This is a genomic window from Variovorax sp. P4_B10 (assembly GCF_056402375.1).
This window is the reverse complement of the sequence record NZ_JBFUHN010000067.1, coordinates 1-14,575: the sequence shown is the minus strand read 5'-3', so window position 1 is coordinate 14,575 and position 14,575 is coordinate 1. Positions and strand designations below refer to the sequence as shown.

The window sequence follows — 14,575 nt, the reverse complement described above, 5'->3', positions numbered from 1 at the left end:
CGCGCCTTATTCGCTCACGATCTCGCGCAGCCAGTCGGGCAATGCCAACGCCTTCTGCTTCGGAAAATCCACCCAGATCGTGGTGGCCCCGCCGGCCGCGCAGATCACCTCGGGCTCTTCCTCGCGCGCCATCGTGCCCCAGCTCTCGAAGGTGGTGCGGCCGGGGTCGCTCACGTACATCTTGAGCAGCACATTGCCCGGGTACTCGATCTGCCGGTAGAAATTGCAGAAGGCGTTGACGATCACCATGCCCTCGCCGCCCGGCTCGGGCTCGAAGCCGATGGAATGCATCCAGTCGATGCGCGCGGTTTCGAGATAGCGGAAATAGGTGCCGTTGTTCAGGTGGCCCATGGCGTCCATGTCGCCCCAGCGGATGGGAATCGACGTTTCGTACACGAGCTTCTTCTTTTCGGGGATTTCGATTCTCATCGGTGGGCCTTGATGGATGCGAGGATGCCAAGGACGAACAGCAGCGCCGCCACCCACTCGGTGGCCTGCGGCCAGCGGCCGTCCCAGACGAAGGAATAGAACAGCGCGAACAGCGTCTCGCTGACGATCAGCTGCCCGCACAGGCTGGCGGACAGCCGCTGGCTCGCGACGTTCCAGAGGATGGTGGCGAGCCACGACGAGCCGAAGCCGCTGGCCAGTGCGATCCAGACGAACAGCATGCCGTCGGGCTGCGTCCGGAGCGTGGCCACGTCGCTGCCCGCGACCACCCACAGCAGCAAGGCGCCCAGGCCCGTGGCCACGCCGAGCCAGTTGGCCCAGTCGGCGGCATGGAGTTCGGTGTGGCGCTGCAGCCAGGCGGCATTGAGCAGGCCGTACACGGTCCAGCTCGCCATGGCGGCCAGCGCCAGCGCAATGCCCCAGCCGAAACGCGCCCCATCGCCGCCGCCGTGCCGCGCCGACCACGCGCCCCAGATCATCAACGCGATGCCGCCTCCCGTGAGCAGCAGTCCGGGCAGCAGCGCGCGCATGTGCAGTCCCGCAGGCCGGCCGAGCAGCATCATCCAGACGGGAATGGTGCCGATGATGAGGCTGGGCACCTCGGTGCCGGCCGCGGCGATGCCGAAGGCCAGCAGCAGGTAGTAGCCGCTGAAACCCAGCACGCTGAGCCCCAGTGCCGCCAGCGCCTGCTGTCCATTGGGCCAGCGCATCGCGGCAGGCCGCGCGAAAACCGCGAGCCCCGAGATGGCGCCGAACACGGCGAAGCGCGCAGCGGTGATGTCGACCATGCCGAAGTGGCCGACCATGCGCGGCGCCACGAACGTCAAGCCCCAGAGCGCACCCGCGCCCAGCCCGGCGGCAATGCCGACCCACGCCCGCGGTGTCAGAGCGCGAATCCGTCGTCGGCGGCAATCACCGCGCCGTTCACGAAATGGCTCTGGCCGCTGGCCAGCAGCACGATCAGGCCGTCGAGGTCTTCGGGCTTGCCCACGCGCTTGCGCGGCAGCATGTTCACCAGCTTGGCACCGCTCTCGGAGGTCCAGTGGTCCTCGTTGAGCTCGGTCGCGATGTAGCCCGGGCACAGCGCGTTCACGTTGATGCCGAAGCGGCCCCATTCGAGCGCCATGGCCTTGGTCATCTGCACCACGGCGGCCTTGCTCATGCAGTAGGTGCCGATCTGCGGCAGCACCTTGAGCGCAGCCACCGAGGCGATGTTGATGATGCGCCCGCCGATGTAGGTGCCCGGCGCCGAACCATCGGCGCGCGCCAGCATGCGCTTGCCCACTTCCTGCGCGACGAAGAACGAGCCCTTCACGTTGGTGTCGAAGATGTAGTCGTAGTCGTCGGGCGTCACATCCTGCAGGCGCTGCGTGGTGCTCACGCCCGAGTTGTTGACGAGGATGTCGATGGACCCCACCTCGGTCTCGGCGCGCGCCACGGCGGCCTTGATGCTGCCGATGTCGGTCACGTCGAGCTCGACCACGTGAGCGTCGCCGCCCTCGCCTTCGATGCGCGCGCGCAGCTCCTTGAGTTTCTCGACCCGGCGGCTCGCAAGCACCACCGCGGCGCCGGCACGTGCCAGTGTCTTGGCAAACTGGGCGCCGAGGCCGCTGGAAGCCCCGGTGATGAAGGCCACGCGGCCCGAAAGATCGATGCTGTAAGCCATGGGAAACCGGTCCTGATGAGTCGCGGAGGCGACGTGCCGCACTCCACATAAAATGTTTCGCGCCCTCGAAGCGTCCGAGCCTCAAATCATTATCGACGAGACCCACATGACCCACGACGAAATCCTCGCCCAGTTCGGGCCCCGCGAAGCCATGGAATACGACGTGGTCGTCGTCGGCGGCGGCCCGGCCGGCCTCTCGACCGCGATCCGGCTCAAGCAGCTCGCCGCCCAGCACGAGAAGGAAATCTCCGTCGTGGTGCTCGAAAAGGGCTCCGAGCCCGGCGCGCACATCCTCTCCGGCGCCATCATGGACCCGCGCGCCCTCAACGAGCTGCTGCCCGACTGGGAGGAGCTCGGTGCCCCGCTGAACCAGCCCGTCACCGACGACGCCATGGTGTTCCTCGGCGAAAAGTCCGGCCTGCGCACCCCCAACCTGTTCCTGCCGGCCTGCTTCCAGAACCACGGCAACTACATCATCAGCCTCGGCGCCTTCACCAAGTGGCTGGCCCAGCAGGCCGAAAACCTCGGCGTGGAGATTTTCCCCGGCTTCCCGGCCGCCGAGGTGCTCTACAACGAGAACGGCTCGGTGCGCGGTGTCGCCACCGGCAACATGGGCGTGGGCAAAGATGGCGAACCCACCGAGAACTTCCAGCTCGGCATGGAGCTGCTGGGCAAGTACACGGTGTTCGCCGAAGGTGCGCGCGGCCACCTGGGCCGCCAGCTGATCGCCAAATTCAAGCTCGACGAAGGCAAGGACCCGCAGACCTACGGCCTCGGCGTGAAGGAAGTATGGGAAATCGACCCCAAGCGCCACCAGCCCGGCTTCGTGCTGCACACGGCCGGCTGGCCGATGAAGAGCGACACCTACGGCGGCGCCTTCCTCTATCACATGGAAGACAACAAGGTCACCATGGGCTTCATCACGGGCCTGGACTACAGCAACCCCTACCTGAGCCCGTTCGAGGAAATGCAGCGCTGGAAGCTGCACCCCAACATCCGCTGGTACCTCGAAGGCGACGAGGCCAAGGGCATCAAGCCCGCCAAGCGCATCGGCTACGGCGCGCGCGCCATCACGGCCGGCGGCCTGATGTCGCTGCCCAAGACGGTGTTTCCGGGCGGCGCGCTGGTCGGCTGCGAAGCCGGCTACCTCAACGTGAGCCGCATCAAGGGCAGCCACGCCGCCATCAAGACCGGCATGCTGGCCGCCGAAGCCGCCTTCGATGCCGTGCAGGCGGGGCGCCAGCACGACGAACTCACGGCCTACCCGGCCGCGTTCGAGAAGAGCTGGCTCTACACCGAGCTGAACAAGGCGCGCAACTTCAAGGCCTGGTTCAAGAAGGGCCTGGGTATCGCCACCTTCATGAACGGCATCGAGCAATGGCTGTTCAAGGGCCACATTCCATGGACCCTGCACCGCAACAAGCCCGATCACCTGTACCTGAAGCCCGCAGCCGAGTGCAAGCCCATCGTCTACCCGAAGCCGGACGGCAAGCTCACCTTCGATCGGCTCTCGAGCGTGTTCATCAGCAACACGAACCATGAAGAGCAGCAACCGGCCCACCTGACGCTCAAGGATGCGACGGTGCCGGTCAACATCAACCTCGCCAAGTTCGCCGGCCCCGAAAGCCGCTACTGCCCCGCGGGCGTCTACGAGTTCGTGGACACCGAGGACGGCAAGCAGCGCCTGCAGATCAATGCGCAGAACTGCGTGCACTGCAAGACCTGCGACATCAAGGACCCGACGCAGAACATCGTCTGGGTCACGCCTGAAGGGGGCGGAGGGCCGAACTACGTGGGCATGTGAGAAGGCCTGCGCGACGAGAAAAGCCCTCTTCGGAGGGCTTTTTCATTTCTCTGCCGCGTGTTGTGTTGCGGGGGCTRTTGTTCAGGGCGCGTGCACAGGACACCTCCAACGCAACGCCTAGGCTTAGTCTCACCTAGCCATCTTGCTGTCGCGCGCGTTTTCCAGCACTTCGGGTTCCTGGGCTTCGACCCAGCTTTCGTTGTTGAGCCCGGCCTTCAGCCGCTCGGTGTCGAGCTCGTTGGTCCACTTGGCCACCACGATGGTGGCCACGCCGTTGCCGATCAGGTTGGTCAGCGCGCGCGCTTCCGACATGAAGCGGTCGATGCCGAGGATCAGCGCCAGCCCCGCCACTGGCACATGGCCCACGGCCGAGAGCGTGGCCGCCAGCACGATGAAGCCGCTGCCCGTCACGCCCGCGGCGCCCTTCGACGTGAGCAGCAGCACGGCGAGCAGCGTGATCTCCTGCGTCAGCGTCATCGGCGTGTTGGTGGCCTGCGCGATGAACACCGCCGCCATCGTCAGGTAGATCGAGGTGCCGTCGAGGTTGAACGAGTAGCCGGTCGGGATCACGAGGCCGACGCAGGTCTTGTTCGCGCCCAGGTTCTCCATCTTCTCCATCATGCGCGGCAGCACCGACTCGGACGACGAGGTGCCCAGCACGATCAGCAGTTCTTCCTTGATGTACTTGATGAACTTCCAGATGCTGAAGCCGTGGAAGCGCGCAATGAGCCCGAGCACCACGAAGATGAACAGCAGGCAGGTCAGGTAGAACGTGCCCATGAGCTTGCCCAGCGAGAACAGGCTGCCCACGCCGTACTTGCCGATGGTGAAGGCCATAGCGCCGAAGGCGCCGATGGGTGCCAGCTTCATGATGTAGTTGACGATGCCGAAGAGCACGTGCGAGCCCTTCTCGATCACGTCGAACACCAGCGTGCCGCGGCCGCCGAACTTGTGCAGCGCAAAGCCGAACAGCACCGCGATCAGCAGCACCTGCAGGATCTCGCCCTTGGCGAAGGCATCGACCACCGTGCTGGGAATGACGTTGAGCAGGAAGTCGACCGTGCCGGTCATCTTGCCCGGGCCGGTGTAGGCGGCGATGGACTTGGTGTCGAGCGTGGTCGGATCGATGTTCATGCCCACGCCGGGCTTGAGCACATTGACCAGGACCAGGCCCACCAGCAGCGCGATGCTGCTCACGATCTCGAAGTACAAGAGCGCCAGGCCGCCGGTCTTGCCGACCTTCTTCATGTCTTCCATGCCGGCGATGCCGACCACCACCGTGCAGAAGATGATCGGCGCGATGATCATCTTGATGAGCTTGATGAAGCCGTCACCCAGCGGCTTCATCGCCTCGCCGGCCGCCGGATAGAAGTAGCCGAGCAGCACGCCGATGACCACTGCGGTGATCACCTGCACGTAGAGGGAACGGTAGAGGGGGAGCTTTCTGGGGGGTGCGCTTGTTGTGTTTTCCATGGTGCCTCCGGAGGGTTCGGAACTGTAGTTCTGTCTTGGCGACTTTCCATGCGTAGAAGCCACATCCCTGGAACAAAAAAACCCGCCGTGGCGGGTTTTTTGATCAGGTCGCAGTCAGCATGCTCAATGCATGTGCAGGCCGCCATTGACCGAGAAATCGGCCCCTGTCGAATAGCCGCCTTCGTCGGTCGCCAGCCACGAGATGATCGAGGCGATTTCGCTCGGCTCGCCCAGCCGCTTGACCGGGATGGTGGCCACGATCTTGTCGAGCACTTCCTGGCGGATGGCCTTGACCATGTCGGTGCCGATGTAGCCCGGGCTCACGGTGTTGACTGTGACGCCCTTGTTCGCCAGCTCCTGCGCCAGCGCCATCGTGAAGCCGTGCATGCCGGCCTTGGCCGCCGAATAGTTGGTCTGGCCCGCCTGGCCCTTGGCGCCGTTGACCGAGCTGATGTTGATGATGCGGCCCCAGCCCTTTTCGACCATGTCGCCCACCACCTGCTTGGTGACGTTGAACATGCTGTTGAGGTTGGTCTCGATCACCGCACTCCAGTCCTCGGGCGTCATCTTGAGGAACATGCGGTCGCGCGTGATGCCGGCGTTGTTGACCAGCACGTCGATGGGACCATGCGCCGCCTTGGCAGCGGAGAAGGCCTCGACGGTGGATTGCCAGTCGCCGACATTGCCGACCGAGGCGTGGAACTCGAAGCCTTCGGCTTTCTGTTCGGCCAGCCATTTGGCATGGTCGCGCGTAGGGCCGCAACCGGCGACCACGGTGAATCCGTCTCTGTGCAGACGTTGGCAGATGGCTGTTCCGATGCCACCCATGCCTCCGGTGACATATGCAACTTTTTTGCTCATGAAATTTCCTTGATGTTCGTACCTAGCAAAAGCCTGAACGGCCGCCTTCACTCTAGCCATTTTCACGCCATCGACCTCTGAGGAAAACACTGAGCCAAGCTTGCAACCAGCTGTCACGAACGGGCTGCCGGTGCAACCTATATGCTCAACTCTGTGCACTCTTGCGCCTGCGTCGCCATCAAGGAGTTCGAAAGTATGAATTTCGGGATCATCGTCTTCCCCGAGGTCGAGGAACTCGATTTCGTCGGCCCCTGGGAAATGCTCACCATGTGGAGCAAGCTGGCAGCGGGCCCCCGAAACTGCCTGATCGTCGCCGAGAAGCGCGAGCCGGTGGTCTGCGCCAAGGGCCTTTCGGTCAACCCGCACGTGTCTTTTGCCGACTGCCCGCCGCTCGACTACCTGCTGGTGCCGGGCGGCATGGGCACCCGCCGCGAGGTCGACAACCCCGCAATGGTGCAGTTCCTGGCCGCGCAGGCGCCCGGCTGCAAGGCGCTGCTGTCGGTGTGCACCGGTGCATTCGTGCTGCACGCCGCGGGTTTGCTCTCCGGCAGGACCGCGACCACGCACTGGGGTTCGCTCGACCGCCTGCGTGCGCTGGGCGACGTGAAGGTGGTCGAGCAGCGCTTCGTGCAGGACGGGGATGTCTGGACCTCGGCCGGCGTCTCGGCGGGCACCGACCTGATGCTGGCCTTCATCGCCCACACCGCGGGCGAGGAAGCCGCGGCCCGGGTGCAGTTGCAGGCGGAGTACTACCCGGCGGATACGGTGTACGGCAGCACGGCGAGCCACGAGCGGGCGCCGGCCTACGTGCGGCAGCCGGGCAACCGTCGCAAGACGGCATGACCGGCCTCGAACCGCTTTCCGCGCTCGCCGCCCGGGTCGGCGCGACGCTGCGCGAGCGGCGCCAGACGGTGGCGGTTGCCGAGTCCTCGGCCGGCGGCCTCGTGTCGGCCGCCCTGCTCGCCATCCCCGGCGCATCGGCCTTCTTCCTCGGTGGTGCGGTCGTCTACTCTCGGCGCGCCGGCAAGGCCCTGCTGGGGCTGACGCCCGACGACATGACCGGCATGCGCGCCGAAACCGAGCCCTATGCCCGGTTCATCGCGAACCGCATCCGCGAGAGCCATCGCGCCACGTGGGGAATTTGCGAGAGTGGCGCGGCCGGCCCTTCGGGCAGCCCCTATGGCGATGCGCCGGGGCATGTGTGCGTGGCCGTCGCCGGCGCAGTCACTGCAAGCCGGACGATCGAGACCGGGGATGCGGACCGCACGTCGAACATGGATGTGTTCGCACGACAGTTGCTCTTGCTGCTCGACGAGACGCTGCGGGCGCAAGGGGCGTCGGAATGACACGGTCCCACTCATCCAGGCCAATGGACCTCCATGCCTGTCGGGCAGTACTTGAACGCGCGGGTGTCAGTTTCGCGCCCGGGCTTTCCGACACGGAAGCTCGGCGTGCCGAAAAGAAATTCGGCTTCGTCTTTCCGGATGATCTGCGTGCTTTTCTCGCCAACGGGCTGCCATGGGGCGAGCCGTTTCCGAATTGGCGCGCCATCGATGACCCTGCGCTGCTTCAGGCCATGAATCGGCCATTTGAAGGCATGTGGTTCGACGTCCGACAGAACTCGATCTGGCTCGCCGATTGGGGGCCCAGGCCCTCGAATGACGACGCGGCTTTTTCGCGGCTGCGCGCACTCGTTGACGCCGCTCCAAAGCTCATTCCCATCAGCGGTCATCGCTATATGCCGGATCGCCCGAGGCATGCAGGAAACCCGGTCATTTCAGTCCATCAGACCGACCTCATCTATTACGGGACCACCCTCGAGAACTACTTTCGCAACGAGTACCACTACTTCTTCGGAACCCCGGCCTACGCCTTGCAAGGCGAGGCCCGGCATATCGATTTCTGGTCTTCGTTGATCGAATAGTGGTGCCGGAAATCAGTCTGCCTGCACCCCCGCAGCGCGGATCACCTTCCCCCACTTTTCCATCTCCGCCGCAAGGTGCGTGCGCAGGCCTTCGGGCGTGACCTTGTCCATCGGCGCGGCCTCGGTGCTCAGTTCGGCGAAGCGCTTCTTGACCATGTCGTCCTGCAGCGCGGCGCGCAAGGCCTTGTTGAGCTTCTCCATCACCGCGGGCGGCGTGCCCTTCGGCGCATAGATGCCGTGCCACACCTTCACGTCGAAGCCCTTCAAGCCCTGCTCGTCGAGCGTCGGGATGTCGGGCATGCTGGCCAGGCGCTTGGGCGTGGTCACGCCGAACACCTTGACGCGGTTGCCGTCCTTGATGACCGGCGCGGTCTGGGTGGTCTGGTCGCACAGCAGGTCGACCTGCCCGCCCATGAGGTCGTTGAGCGCGGGGCCGGCGCCCTTGTAGGGCACGGTCGTGAGCTGCACGCCGATCTGGTGCGCGAAGAGCATGCCGCAGAGCTGCGACACGGCGCCGATGCCGGCATTGGCGAGCGTGACCTTGTCCTTGTTGGCCTTCACGTAGGCCAGCAGCTCCTGGAAGTTGTTGGCCGGGAAGTCCTTGCGCGAGAGCAGCGTCATCGGCACGTCCATCACCTGGCCGACGTATTCGAAGTCCTTCAGCGGGTCGTAGTTGAGCTTCTTGTAGAGCGCGGGCGCGGTGGCCATGCCCATGTGATGGATCAGGATGGTGTAGCCGTTGGGCGCCGCCCTGGCCACGCGCGTGGGCGCGATGGTGCCGCCCGCGCCCACGGTGTTCTCGACGATCACGGTCTGCCCGAGCGACTTGCCCATGGGAATGGCCAGCATGCGCGCCACCACGTCGGTGGGGCCGCCGGCCGAGTACGGCACGACCATGGTGATGGGCTTGTCGGGCCAGGGGGCCTGCGCCATGGCCGGCGATTGCACGGCCAGCAGGCATGCGCCGATGGATGCCGCCAGCAGGATGCGCGCTTTCCAGTTCTTCGTTGCGTTCACTTCGTTGTCTCCTTGGGTTATCGGGTATCGGTCTTGTGCGCCGCCGCTCAGGGCGGCGCCAGCCACCGTTCGGCCAGCCGCACCACCGGTGCATCGACCATGCGCCCGTCGAGGCTGACCACGCCGCCGCCTGCGGCGTGCATCGCGGCCATCACGCGGCGCGCCCACGCCAGTTCGTCGGCACTGGGGCCGAGTGCGGCATGCACCGGCGTGACCTGGTCGGGGTGAATGCAGAGCTTGGCGCCGAAGCCGCCGCGGCGCGCGCGTGCCGTGTCGGCGGCCAGGCGTTGCGCGTTGCGCCAGTCGGGCGTCACGCCGTCGATGGGTGCGGGCAGGCCGGCGCGGCGCGAGGCCAGCAGCAGCGCCAGGCGCACGGGCACCAGCTCGGCTTCGTCCGCATCGCAGGCAAGGCCGAGGTCGGCCTGGAAATCGAGGTTGCCGAAGGCGAGCCGCAGCACCTGCGGGGCGGCGGCGAGTTCATTGACCGCTGCGAGCCCGGCTGCCGATTCGACGAGCGGCACGAGCAATGCCGTCGAACCGACCGCTTCGGCCAGCCGCCGCAGATCGTCCGCATGCTCGGCCTTGGGCAGCACGACGCCGGCGATCAGGCCTTGCGCGACCAGTCCGGCCGCAGCCGCGCGGTCGGCCTCGTGCCAGGGTGTGCCGCTGGCATTGATGCGGATCAAAAGGCGTTGCCGGTCAGCGGCAGGCAGCGCGGCGAACGAGATCGCGAGCGCTTCGCGCGCCGACGCCTTGCGCTCGGGTGCCACCGCGTCTTCCAGATCGACGATCACGCCGCCCGCACCGGTGGCCAGCGCCCGCGCGTGGCGCTCGGGCCGGTCGGCGGGCACGAAGAGAAAGGTGCGCGCCAGCGCGAGCGGCGTGCTCACACCGCCCTCGCTTCGCGCAAGGCGGCAATGTCCGCCTCGCTGCGCCCGAGGCTGCGCAGGATGGCTTCGGTGTGCTCGCCAACGGCCGGTATGGCGTCCATGCGGTAGTCGAACGCGCTCTGGCGCCCGGCCGGCAGCAAGGCCGGAATGTCACCGGCCGGCGAGCCCACCTGCCGCCAGCGATCGCGCGCCTGCAGCTGCGGATGGGCCCAGAGGCCGGCCATGTCGTTCATGCGCGCGTTGGCGATCTGCGCCACGTCGAGGCGCTCGAGCACCTGCGCCGTGCTCAGCGCACCAAAGGCCTCGACGATGATCGCGCGCAGGGCTTCGCGGTGCTCGTTGCGCCGCGCATTACTGTCGAAGCGGGCGTCGGTGGCGAGCCCTGCCTGCAGCAGCACCTTCTCGCAGAAGGTGCGCCACTCGCGCTCGTTCTGCAGGCCCAGCATCACCGTGCCGCCATCGCCCGCGGGGAACGGCCCGTAGGGATAGATGGTCGCATGCGACGCGGCGCTGCGTGGCGGCGGCGGTGCGCCTTCGTAGGCGTAGTACATCGGGTAGCCCATCCACTCGGCGAGCGATTCGAGCATCGACACGTCGATGTGCGAGCCCTTGCCGGTCTTGCCGCGCTGGAGCAGCGCCGCAAGGATGCCGGTGTACGCATACATGCCCGCCGCGATGTCGGCGATCGAGTTGCCCGACTTGCAGGGGTCGTCGGGCGTGCCGGTGACCGAGAGAAAACCCGCCTCGCTCTGGATCAGCAGGTCGTAGGCCTTCTTGTCGCGGTACGGCCCGTCTTCGCCGTAGCCCGAGATGTCGCAGACGATGAGGCGTGGATGCTTCGCCTGTAGCACTTCGGCGCCGAGCCCCATGCGGGCGGCTGCGCCGGGCGCGAGGTTCTGCACCAGCACGTCGGCATCGGCCACCAGCTCCAGCAGCACCGCCAGCGCGGCGGGCTGCTTGAGGTCGAGCGTGAGGCTCTCCTTCGAGCGGTTGACCCAGACGAAGTGCGAGGCTTCGCCACCGACGCGCCCATCGTAGGCACGGGCGAAGTCGCCGACTTCGGGCCGCTCCACCTTGATGACGCGGGCGCCGAGGTCGGCCAGCTGCCGGGTGCAGAACGGTGCTGCGATCGCGTGTTCGAGCGACACCACGGTGATGCCATCCAGAGGTCTTGTCATTCCTTGTTCTCCCATCAATCAATCAAGCGAGCACGGCCGTGGCCTGCATCGTGAGCCAGCCGTCGGCGTCTTCGCCCCAGAGGCTGAAGGTCTTGCCATCCGCACCGGGCTTGCCGTGCGCGCGGAACGGCGCGATGTCGAAGGTCGGCCGCACGGCGCGGAACTCGAAGCGCGCGAGCTGGGCGCCCGGCACGTTGCGGCGCAGCAGGTCGACCAGCAGCGTGGCGATCAGCGGGCCGTGCACGATCAGTCCCGGATAGCCCTCGACCTGCGTGACGTAGCGCCGGTCGTAGTGGATGCGGTGGCCGTTGAAGGTCAGCGCCGAATAGCGGAACAACAGCACGTCGTCGGGCGTGATCTCGCGGCTGAAGGCGGCGTCCTTCGGCGCGGGCGTCGGTGGCGGCGTCTTCTCGCCGGGCCCGGCCGCGGCGCGGTAGACGATGTCGTGCTCCTCGGTCAGCGCCAGGCCGCGTTCGTTGCGCACCTCATGGCGCACGAGCACGAACACCAGCTCGCCGGTGCGGCCCGCCTTGTGGGCGACCGAGGCGATGGTCGAGGTGCGCTCGACCGCATCGCCGATCTGTAACGGGTTGCCCTGCTCCCAATGAAGCCGTCCACCGGCCCACATGCGGCGCGGCAGCGGCACGGGCGGCAGGAACCCGCCGCGCCTGGCATGGCCGTCGTCGCCGATCTCGGATTGGCGATGATGCGGCAGGAAGTAGAGCCAGTGCCAGAGTTCGGGCAGGCGCGTGCCGGCGGCAGGCAGCGGATCGTCACGGTCCAGCGTGGCGGACAACGCCCGCACGGGCGCGGCGGTGATCTCGTCGGCCAGCGTTTCGCTGCGGCCCTGCCAGGCCTGGAGCTTCGCCAGTGCATCGCCGTCGATCGGCGCGGAAGAGGTTTCTTGGGTGGGATGGCTCATGGTTCTTTCAGTCCACCGCGGCGCCCGATGCCTTGACGATGCGCGCCCACTTGGCGAGGTCGTCCTGCAGCAGCGCCGCGAACTGTTCGGGGGAAGTCGGCGCGGCGATCTCGACGCCTTGCTGGTCGAGCTTGTCGCGCAGGTCCTTGGCGGCCAGCGCCTTGCGCGTCGCGTCCTGCAGGGTCGCGAGCACGTCGGCCGGCACCCCGGCCGGCGCGAACAGGCCGATCCATAGCGTGCCGTTGTAGCCCGGCACCGCCTCGGCGATGGTGGGCACATCGGGCAGCACCGGCGAGCGCTTGCCGCCGCTCACGGCCAGCGCGCGCAGCTTGCCGGCCTTGATGTGCGAGAGCGCCGAAGGCAGGCTCGCGAACACGATGGGCAACTGCCCGCCCAGCACGTCGTTGAGCGCGGGTGCCACGCCCTTGTAGGGCACATGCTGCAGCGAGATGCCGGCCATGCTGTTGAGCATTTCGCCGAGCAGGTGGTTGAGCGTGCCGTTGCCGGCCGACGCGTACTGGTAGTTGGCGCCCTTCTCCCGCGAGAGCTTCAGGAACTCGCTGAAATTCTTCGCGGGAAACGAGGGGTTGACCAGCAGCACGTTGGGCACCGCGCCGATCAGGCCCACGGGCTTGAAGTCCTTCACCGGATCGAAACCCGGGTTCTTGTAGAGCGCCGGGTTGATGGCCTGGCTGCTGCTGATGGTCATGAGCAGCGTGTAGCCGTCTTTCGGTCCCTTGGCGACAAGCTGCGTGCCGATGTTGCCGCCGGCGCCGGGCCGGTTGTCGACCACCACGCTGGCGTTCAACACCTCGCCCAGCTTCTGGCCCACGAGGCGCCCCACGATGTCGTTGGTGCCACCTGCTGCCTGCGGCACGACGAGCGTGACGGGGCGCGAGGGGTACGGCTGTGCCGCTGCCGGGGCTGCGGCAACCAGGGCCGTGGCGGCGAGCGAAAGAAGCGCAACTGCGCGGAATTTCATTGTCTTTGTCTCCATGGCCGCATGGTGTTCCGCCGTGACACAGCGCGCAATCTGCGATTTCGGAACCCAGCCTTCTGAAATTCCGAAGGCTTCTGTACGATGGCACCATGCTTTTCGACCTGACGGACCTGCGCCTCTTCGTTGCCACGGCCGAGCTCGGCAACCTCACGCGGGCCGCCGAGCGCCAGCACCTGTCGCTCGCGGCGGCCAGCGCGCGCATCAAGGCGCTGGAAACCCAGGCCGGGTTGCAACTGCTGCAGCGCGAGGCTCGCGGCGTTCGCCTGCTGCCGCCGGGAGAGGCCTTCCTGCACCACGCGCGCCTCGTGCTGCACCAGACCGAGCAACTGCGTGCCGACCTGCTCGAGTACGGCGGTGGCCTGCGCGGGCACTTGCGCGTGTTCGCCAACACCACCGCGGTGACCGATTTCCTGCCCGAGATCCTGCCGGGCTTCCTGGCGCGCAACCCGCGCATCAACGTCGACCTTCAGGAAAAACCGAATGCTCAGATTCCGCGCGGCGTGCTCGACGGCCGTGCCGACATCGGCATCGTGGCGGGCCGCGTCGACACGCTGGGCCTGGAGGCCATCCACTTCAGCACCGACAGGCTGGTGCTCGTCACCTCGCGCAAGCACCGCTTCGCGAAGCGCCGCAGGATTTCATTCGCGGAGACGCTCGACGAAGACGCCATCGGCATGCAGCAGGGCAGCACGCTGCAGGCTTTTCTCGCGCAGATCACCGACAACCTCGGCAAGCGCCAGAAGCTGCGCATCCAGCTCGGCAGTTTCGACGCGATGTGCCGGATGATCKGCAGCGGCGTGGGCATCGGCGTGGTGCCCGAGTCGGCGGCGCGGCGCAACCAGGAAAGCATGCAGCTCGCGCTGATCGATCTCAGCGATGCGTGGTGCGTGCGGGAGCGGTATCTGCTGGTGCGGGACCGGGCGGCGCTGCCGATCTATGCGCAGGCGCTGGTCGATACGCTGTGCCTGCACTACGCCGGGCAGCAGGCCGCGACCGACTGAGTGCCTTCCCTCGCTCCCCTGCGTGGCGCATGAAAAACAAGGACTTGCAGGCGAATCGTGAAGAAATCAGTGCCGTCCCCATTTTCTGTGGACAACTTTGGGGGTAACTGATGTGCTTCCTTGTAAAGGCGATTTAAGTCGTTGTTTTGTATGGGGAATAATCAATTTGCTCAAAATTTGAGCGGTGAACAAAGTGGCGTGTGCCTGTCGGGGGTCGGCAGCGAGCTATTGCTTGTGTTCGGGGTGCGTGCACAGGGCACGCTGCCGGTTTGCGGCCGATCAGCAAGTGCTCTGAACGATCACGCCGATGGGGTGCCTTGCGCAGCGAAATAAAGGAGGAGGCATGCGGCCATAGGCCGCGCCGGGGGACATTCGCGGAGCAAGGTACCCCG

At 66.4% G+C, this 14,575-nt stretch carries 15 protein-coding genes; 5 read left to right on the top strand and 10 right to left on the bottom strand.

Translation table 11 applies throughout. From position 1 onward, the window contains the following. Positions 1-6 precede the first annotated feature (6 nt). The 3 genes from AC1DXX_RS25220 to AC1DXX_RS25210 form a co-directional block, all read right to left on the bottom strand. On the bottom strand, positions 7-429 hold the full coding sequence (locus tag AC1DXX_RS25220; protein WP_478136951.1) for an acyl-CoA thioesterase: 423 nt from the start codon (positions 427-429) through the stop codon (positions 7-9). Beyond that, a complete protein-coding gene (locus AC1DXX_RS25215; RefSeq protein ID WP_478136979.1) occupies positions 426-1,253 on the bottom strand; it encodes a DMT family transporter in 828 nt (275 codons plus the stop codon). Before AC1DXX_RS25215 ends, AC1DXX_RS25220 begins: the two co-directional genes overlap by 4 nt. A gap of 77 nt (positions 1,254-1,330) precedes the next feature. Further along, on the bottom strand, positions 1,331-2,113 hold the full coding sequence (locus AC1DXX_RS25210; RefSeq protein ID WP_478136950.1) for an SDR family oxidoreductase: 783 nt from the start codon (positions 2,111-2,113) through the stop codon (positions 1,331-1,333). A 106-nt stretch (positions 2,114-2,219) separates the two neighbouring features. Between AC1DXX_RS25210 and AC1DXX_RS25205 the strand changes: the two genes are divergently transcribed. After that, positions 2,220-3,917 (top strand): electron transfer flavoprotein-ubiquinone oxidoreductase, encoded by a 1,698-nt coding sequence (locus tag AC1DXX_RS25205; RefSeq protein ID WP_478136949.1) that lies wholly within the window; start codon positions 2,220-2,222, stop codon positions 3,915-3,917. Between the two features lie 129 nt (positions 3,918-4,046). Here AC1DXX_RS25205 and AC1DXX_RS25200 read toward each other — a convergent pair whose 3' ends face one another. Beyond that, a complete protein-coding gene (locus tag AC1DXX_RS25200; RefSeq protein WP_478136948.1) occupies positions 4,047-5,390 on the bottom strand; it encodes a dicarboxylate/amino acid:cation symporter in 1,344 nt (447 codons plus the stop codon). A 123-nt stretch (positions 5,391-5,513) separates the two neighbouring features. Beyond that, entirely contained in the window at positions 5,514-6,251 is a 738-nt protein-coding gene (phbB, locus tag AC1DXX_RS25195; RefSeq protein ID WP_013542260.1) for an acetoacetyl-CoA reductase, read from the bottom strand. A gap of 195 nt (positions 6,252-6,446) precedes the next feature. On the opposite strand from phbB, the gene AC1DXX_RS25190 reads away from it, so the two are divergent. Genes AC1DXX_RS25190 through AC1DXX_RS25180 form a run of 3 tightly spaced genes read left to right on the top strand, consistent with a single transcriptional unit; the run spans position 6,447 to position 8,175 of the window. Continuing rightward, positions 6,447-7,094 (top strand): DJ-1/PfpI family protein, encoded by a 648-nt coding sequence (locus AC1DXX_RS25190; RefSeq protein ID WP_478136947.1) that lies wholly within the window; start codon positions 6,447-6,449, stop codon positions 7,092-7,094. Next, a complete protein-coding gene (locus tag AC1DXX_RS25185) occupies positions 7,091-7,597 on the top strand; it encodes a CinA family protein (protein WP_478136946.1) in 507 nt (168 codons plus the stop codon). Before AC1DXX_RS25190 ends, AC1DXX_RS25185 begins: the two co-directional genes overlap by 4 nt. Before the next feature lie 23 nt (positions 7,598-7,620). After that, positions 7,621-8,175 (top strand): hypothetical protein, encoded by a 555-nt coding sequence (locus AC1DXX_RS25180; protein WP_478136945.1) that lies wholly within the window; start codon positions 7,621-7,623, stop codon positions 8,173-8,175. A 12-nt stretch (positions 8,176-8,187) separates the two neighbouring features. Here the strand turns inward: AC1DXX_RS25180 and AC1DXX_RS25175 are convergent, their stop codons facing one another. From AC1DXX_RS25175 to AC1DXX_RS25155, 5 genes are read right to left on the bottom strand one after another with little or no spacing between them, the layout of a single operon-like run. After that, complete coding sequence (locus AC1DXX_RS25175; RefSeq protein WP_478136944.1) at positions 8,188-9,192, bottom strand: tripartite tricarboxylate transporter substrate binding protein BugD; 1,005 nt, start codon at positions 9,190-9,192, stop codon at positions 8,188-8,190. Positions 9,193-9,239: 47 nt separating this feature from the next. Further along, entirely contained in the window at positions 9,240-10,082 is an 843-nt protein-coding gene (locus AC1DXX_RS25170) for an HpcH/HpaI aldolase/citrate lyase family protein (protein WP_478136943.1), read from the bottom strand. Further along, positions 10,079-11,260 carry a CaiB/BaiF CoA transferase family protein gene (locus AC1DXX_RS25165; protein ID WP_478136942.1) on the bottom strand — a complete coding sequence of 394 codons (1,182 nt, stop codon included), beginning with the start codon at positions 11,258-11,260 and terminating at the stop codon, positions 10,079-10,081. Before AC1DXX_RS25165 ends, AC1DXX_RS25170 begins: the two co-directional genes overlap by 4 nt. 22 nt (positions 11,261-11,282) lie before the next feature. Next, positions 11,283-12,182, bottom strand: coding sequence for an HTD2 family dehydratase (locus AC1DXX_RS25160; RefSeq protein ID WP_478136941.1), 900 nt, complete (start codon positions 12,180-12,182; stop codon positions 11,283-11,285). Between the two features lie 7 nt (positions 12,183-12,189). Beyond that, complete coding sequence (locus AC1DXX_RS25155; protein ID WP_478136940.1) at positions 12,190-13,164, bottom strand: tripartite tricarboxylate transporter substrate binding protein; 975 nt, start codon at positions 13,162-13,164, stop codon at positions 12,190-12,192. Between the two features lie 107 nt (positions 13,165-13,271). Here AC1DXX_RS25155 and AC1DXX_RS25150 point away from each other — a divergent pair, with 107 nt between their 5' ends. After that, a complete protein-coding gene (locus AC1DXX_RS25150; protein ID WP_478136939.1) occupies positions 13,272-14,183 on the top strand; it encodes a LysR family transcriptional regulator in 912 nt (303 codons plus the stop codon). Positions 14,184-14,575: the final 392 nt, after the last annotated feature.

What these genes read in the sequence shown, in the direction of transcription:
- AC1DXX_RS25155 (WP_478136940.1), bottom strand. Translation starts at nt 13,164, where the DNA reads ATGAAATTCCGCGCAGTTGCGCTTCTTTCGCTCGCCGCCACGGCCCTG.
- AC1DXX_RS25205 (WP_478136949.1), top strand. Translation starts at nt 2,220, where the DNA reads ATGACCCACGACGAAATCCTCGCCCAGTTCGGGCCCCGCGAAGCCATG.
- AC1DXX_RS25165 (WP_478136942.1), bottom strand. Translation starts at nt 11,260, where the DNA reads ATGACAAGACCTCTGGATGGCATCACCGTGGTGTCGCTCGAACACGCG.
- AC1DXX_RS25185 (WP_478136946.1), top strand. Translation starts at nt 7,091, where the DNA reads ATGACCGGCCTCGAACCGCTTTCCGCGCTCGCCGCCCGGGTCGGCGCG.
- AC1DXX_RS25190 (WP_478136947.1), top strand. Translation starts at nt 6,447, where the DNA reads ATGAATTTCGGGATCATCGTCTTCCCCGAGGTCGAGGAACTCGATTTC.
- phbB (WP_013542260.1), bottom strand. Translation starts at nt 6,251, where the DNA reads ATGAGCAAAAAAGTTGCATATGTCACCGGAGGCATGGGTGGCATCGGA.
- AC1DXX_RS25210 (WP_478136950.1), bottom strand. Translation starts at nt 2,113, where the DNA reads ATGGCTTACAGCATCGATCTTTCGGGCCGCGTGGCCTTCATCACCGGG.
- AC1DXX_RS25215 (WP_478136979.1), bottom strand. Translation starts at nt 1,253, where the DNA reads ATGGTCGGCCACTTCGGCATGGTCGACATCACCGCTGCGCGCTTCGCC.
- AC1DXX_RS25200 (WP_478136948.1), bottom strand. Translation starts at nt 5,390, where the DNA reads ATGGAAAACACAACAAGCGCACCCCCCAGAAAGCTCCCCCTCTACCGT.
- AC1DXX_RS25180 (WP_478136945.1), top strand. Translation starts at nt 7,621, where the DNA reads ATGGACCTCCATGCCTGTCGGGCAGTACTTGAACGCGCGGGTGTCAGT.
- AC1DXX_RS25220 (WP_478136951.1), bottom strand. Translation starts at nt 429, where the DNA reads ATGAGAATCGAAATCCCCGAAAAGAAGAAGCTCGTGTACGAAACGTCG.
- AC1DXX_RS25160 (WP_478136941.1), bottom strand. Translation starts at nt 12,182, where the DNA reads ATGAGCCATCCCACCCAAGAAACCTCTTCCGCGCCGATCGACGGCGAT.